The 3,520-nt window shown below is 67.0% G+C and carries 3 protein-coding genes and 1 pseudogene; 1 reads left to right on the top strand and 3 read right to left on the bottom strand.

The annotated features are described in order from the left end of the window. Nucleotides 1–246: 246 nt before the first annotated feature. Complete coding sequence (locus tag IO24_RS0139865; protein WP_031144749.1) at nt 247–1,428, bottom strand: cytochrome P450; 1,182 nt, start codon at nt 1,426–1,428, stop codon at nt 247–249. Between the two features lie 105 nt (nt 1,429–1,533). Between IO24_RS0139865 and IO24_RS0139860 the strand changes: the two genes are divergently transcribed. Beyond that, nucleotides 1,534–2,151, top strand: a complete 618-nt coding sequence (locus IO24_RS0139860) for a TetR/AcrR family transcriptional regulator (RefSeq protein WP_031144747.1) — start codon at nt 1,534–1,536, stop codon at nt 2,149–2,151. Between the two features lie 99 nt (nt 2,152–2,250). On the opposite strand, the gene istB is transcribed toward IO24_RS0139860, so the two are convergent. Continuing rightward, nucleotides 2,251–3,030, bottom strand: coding sequence for an IS21-like element helper ATPase IstB (istB, locus tag IO24_RS0139855; RefSeq protein ID WP_031144745.1), 780 nt, complete (start codon nt 3,028–3,030; stop codon nt 2,251–2,253). Then, a pseudogene (locus IO24_RS0139850) lies at nt 3,027–3,520 on the bottom strand (IS21 family transposase); the annotation flags it as partial. The pseudogene IO24_RS0139850 and the gene istB, both read right to left, overlap by 4 nt.

The following is a 3,520-nucleotide window of genomic DNA, read 5'->3' as shown; positions in this document are numbered from 1 at the left end:
TCATTCGCAACTTCATCCAGACCAGGGCGCCTGGCGAGCTGGGTGAGTGGCGGGAGCTGTGACCCCGCCTCGATCACCAATCAAGACACCGTCTTAGTCGGGGAGGTGTCTGGGGGCGGTGATGCGGGCGGTGCTTGAAGGGCCGGATGGCGGTGGGGAGCCGGTAGTGAAGGGGCGTTGCTCAAACTCGCAGACGTCGCGCCGCAGGTCGCCGAGCACACGTCGTTCTTCTCGACCTTGATCGGCCTACCAGGTGACCGGAAGTTCACGCACGCCGTAGACCGGCATGGCCAGCCGCAGTGGCACTTCCTCGGGCGCGACAGTTAGACGTAGTGCCGGGAAGCGGCGAAGCAGTGCGGGGAGGGCGATGCGCATTTCAGCGCGGGCCAGTCGCTGCCCGAGGCACCGGTGGAGGCCGTGACCGAACGCGAGGTGTCCGGCCGTGGAGCGGGTGAGGTCAAGCGCGTCCGGGTCGGCGAAATGGTCAGCGTCCCGGTTCGCCGCGGAAAGTGCGACGGTGACGGACTCGCCGGCCTTGATCAGGCAGCCGTGGAGCTCGATGTCCTCGAGCGCGACACGGACCACGTGGTGGATGATCGTGAGGTAACGCAGTAACTCCTCGGCCACCGCAGGGGCGTCTTCCTCCTTGTCGCGGACCTCGGCCAGCTGTGCGGGGTTGGCCAGCAGAGCGAAAGTACCCAGCGCAAGCATGTTCGTCGTCGTCTCATGCCCGGCGATCAGGAGCAGGAGCGCCAGTCCGGCCCTCTCGTCCGCAGTAAGTCCCTCGTGCGCAGCGAGCCCGCTGAGCACATCTTCCTCTGGCCAGGAACGCTTGTGGCGCAGCAGGTCCCGTAGATATGCCATGAGCTCCCTGGCCGCCTCTTGCTGGCGTTCCGGTGTGAGGTCGACGTTCGAGAGCGTGGCGGCGTTCCGCTGGAACCCCTGCCTGTCGGAGTAGGGCACCCCGAGCAGTTCGCCGATCACTTGTGACGGGATCGGCAGCGCGAATGCCTTGAACAAGTCGGCCGGGCCCCCGGCGAGCTCCATCGCGTTCAACTGGTCATTGACGATCGCTTCGATCTCCGGTTCGAGGAGCTTCATCCGGCGCACCGTGAAGTCACTGGTGAGCAACCGCCGATAGTGGTCGTGCTCGGGCGGGTCCATGCGGAGGAGGAATCCCGGCGGCACGGGCACCGTCGCCGGCTGGGCGATCGGTGAGCGCATATGGTCCGGGCGGACGCTGAACCGGGGATCTGCCAGGATCGCCCGCGCTGCGGCGAAGCCGGTCACCAACCACCCCTGACCACCGTCGGCGTAGGTCATCCGATGGATTGGGCCGAGCCCCTGCCGGCGGCGCAGTTCCTCGGGCGGATCGAACGGGTTCTGGCTGGCCGTGGGCATGACTACTGCCGGGGACGTGCTCTCCATCGGCCGCTCCTCGGTCGGTACGGACCTCCTGATAAAACAGCACTCAATGCAAAACGTCAATGAATGCAAAATTACATCGCATGCGGTAAGCGGTAAGGTGCTGTCGTGACCAGCGAACCAGGGCTGCGCCAGCGGAAGAAGATGCGCACGAGGCAAGCGCTCATCGAAGGCGCCCTGCGATTGTTCGCCGAGAAGGGTTACGACCAGACAACTGTGGCGGAGATCGCGGCCACCGCAGACATCGCGACACGGACCTTCTTCAGCTACTTCGACAGCAAGGACGACATCGTCTTCTTCGACGACAGGTCGCGGCTGGAGCGCGCGGTCGAGATCATCGGAGAACGGCAGCCCGGCGAACCGGTGGCCGACCTGCTGCGGCGCGTCATCGACCAGAGTGTTTTCGCGGACACGGACTCGGAGTTGGCGCGGAAGGTCGGCCCGGCTCGGACCCGGCTGATCGCGTCGGTCCCGGCACTTCAGGCGCGCGAACTGCACCTGCTGTTCGACATCCAGCTACAGCTGACCGAAGCGCTCCACCTCGCTTGCCCCGAGCTGGACCTCGTCGAGGCCGCCGCGGCGGTGGGCTCGCTGGTCGGGGCGATCAAGGTCGTCGTCGCCGCATGCCAAAAGCGGGGAGACCGGCCGGAGCAGACCTACAAAGCCGTTCAAAGGGCCACCGACATCGCGATCGACGGCCTCAACTCGCTCCCCCGCCCGGCTTAGCGTGTTCAGCGCACGCGCACTCGGTCGTGGCACGGATAGCGGTGAACGCAGTCTCTGGCCGGTTTTTGAGGCTCGGACGGGTCAGCCTGAGGCTGCGCTCTACGCCCGGGCGGCCCTGGCGCTGGCGAGCCGGTAGGAGTCAGTGCCGGTTTCGATGATGTTCCCGCCGAAGGTGAGGCGGTCGACGATGGCCGCGCAAAGCCGTGGATCGGTGAATGTTTTTGTCCACCCTCCAAACGACTCGTTGGAGGCGATGGCGACGCTGTTCTTCTCCTCACGCTCCGTCAGCACCTGGAACAGCAGCTCAGCGCCGCGACGGTCCAGCTCCATGTAGCCAAGTTCGTCTATGCAGAGGAGATCGACGCGTCCGTAGCGGGCGATGGTCTTGGTCAGGACCTTCTCGTCCGCCGCCTCGACCAGCTCGTTGACCAGCTTGGTGGCGAGTGTGTAGCGGACCCGGAAGCCGGCCATGGCGGCTTCGGTGCCGAGCGCGATCAACAGGTGGGACTTGCCAGTGCCGGAGTCGCCGATCAGGCAGAGCGGCAAGCCCTTCTTGACCCACTCGCAGGTCGCCAGGGTGTGAATGACGGCTGCGTCGACGTTCCCGTTGGCCTCGAAGTCGAAGGCCCGCAGCGACTTCTCCCGCGGGAACTGCGCCGCCTTGATGCGCCGTTCGGAGCGGCGGCGGGCCCGGTCGTCGCACTCGGCCATCAGCAGTTCGGCGAGGAAGCCGCGATAGGACATCTGGTCGCGGGCGGCGGCTTCGGCCAGTTCGGGGAACTGGGCCCGGATGGTCGGCAGCCGGAGCATGCGGCATGCCTGGTCGACGGCGGCGGTGGCCGCCTGTTCGGTCAGCCCGCGGTGTCGTTTGAGTGTCAGGGCATCTCTTTCTGGAGGGCGGGGCGGTCGGCCGACTGCCGGACTCGCAGCAGCTGGTCGTAGGCCGCGACCGAGGGCAGCGGCCGGGCGTCGGGCGGCAGCTGGGCCAGCCGCCGTTCGGTCAGCAAGGTCACGTTCGTCCGTTCCGGCTCCGCACGGACAGCCGGAGCCGCGACCTCGTCGGCTTCGGCCGCCTTCCGTGCCTCCAGGGCGACCGCGTCCGCGGTCAGGGCGCCGGCCCTGAGCGCGGAGGCAAGTCCGGCGACCAGGAGTTCATGGGAGACGTGGCGGCCCATCAACAGGACCTCGATCAGAGCCCGAGTGCCGTCCCGCTCGCCATGGGCAGCCTTCGCCGCCTCCCACCAGGCGTCATGAACCGGTGTGAACTTCCCTGCGTAACGGGCCTGTTCAAGGGCGGTGGCCCCGGGAAACGCACCGGGCTTGCGGACCAGCGCCTCCAGGTAGTGGTCCAGATCAAGCCGGGTCTTCC

The organism is Streptomyces flavovariabilis (assembly GCF_000725785.1).
Taxonomy (GTDB): Bacteria; Actinomycetota; Actinomycetes; order Streptomycetales; family Streptomycetaceae; genus Streptomyces; species Streptomyces hawaiiensis.
The sequence above is the reverse complement of the archived record's forward strand: the minus strand, read 5'-3'. Positions and strand labels throughout refer to the sequence as shown.

Coding starts and splice junctions, on each gene's coding strand:
- IO24_RS0139865 (WP_031144749.1), bottom strand. CDS start 1,428: ATGGAGAGCACGTCCCCGGCAGTAGTCATGCCCACGGCCAGCCAGAAC.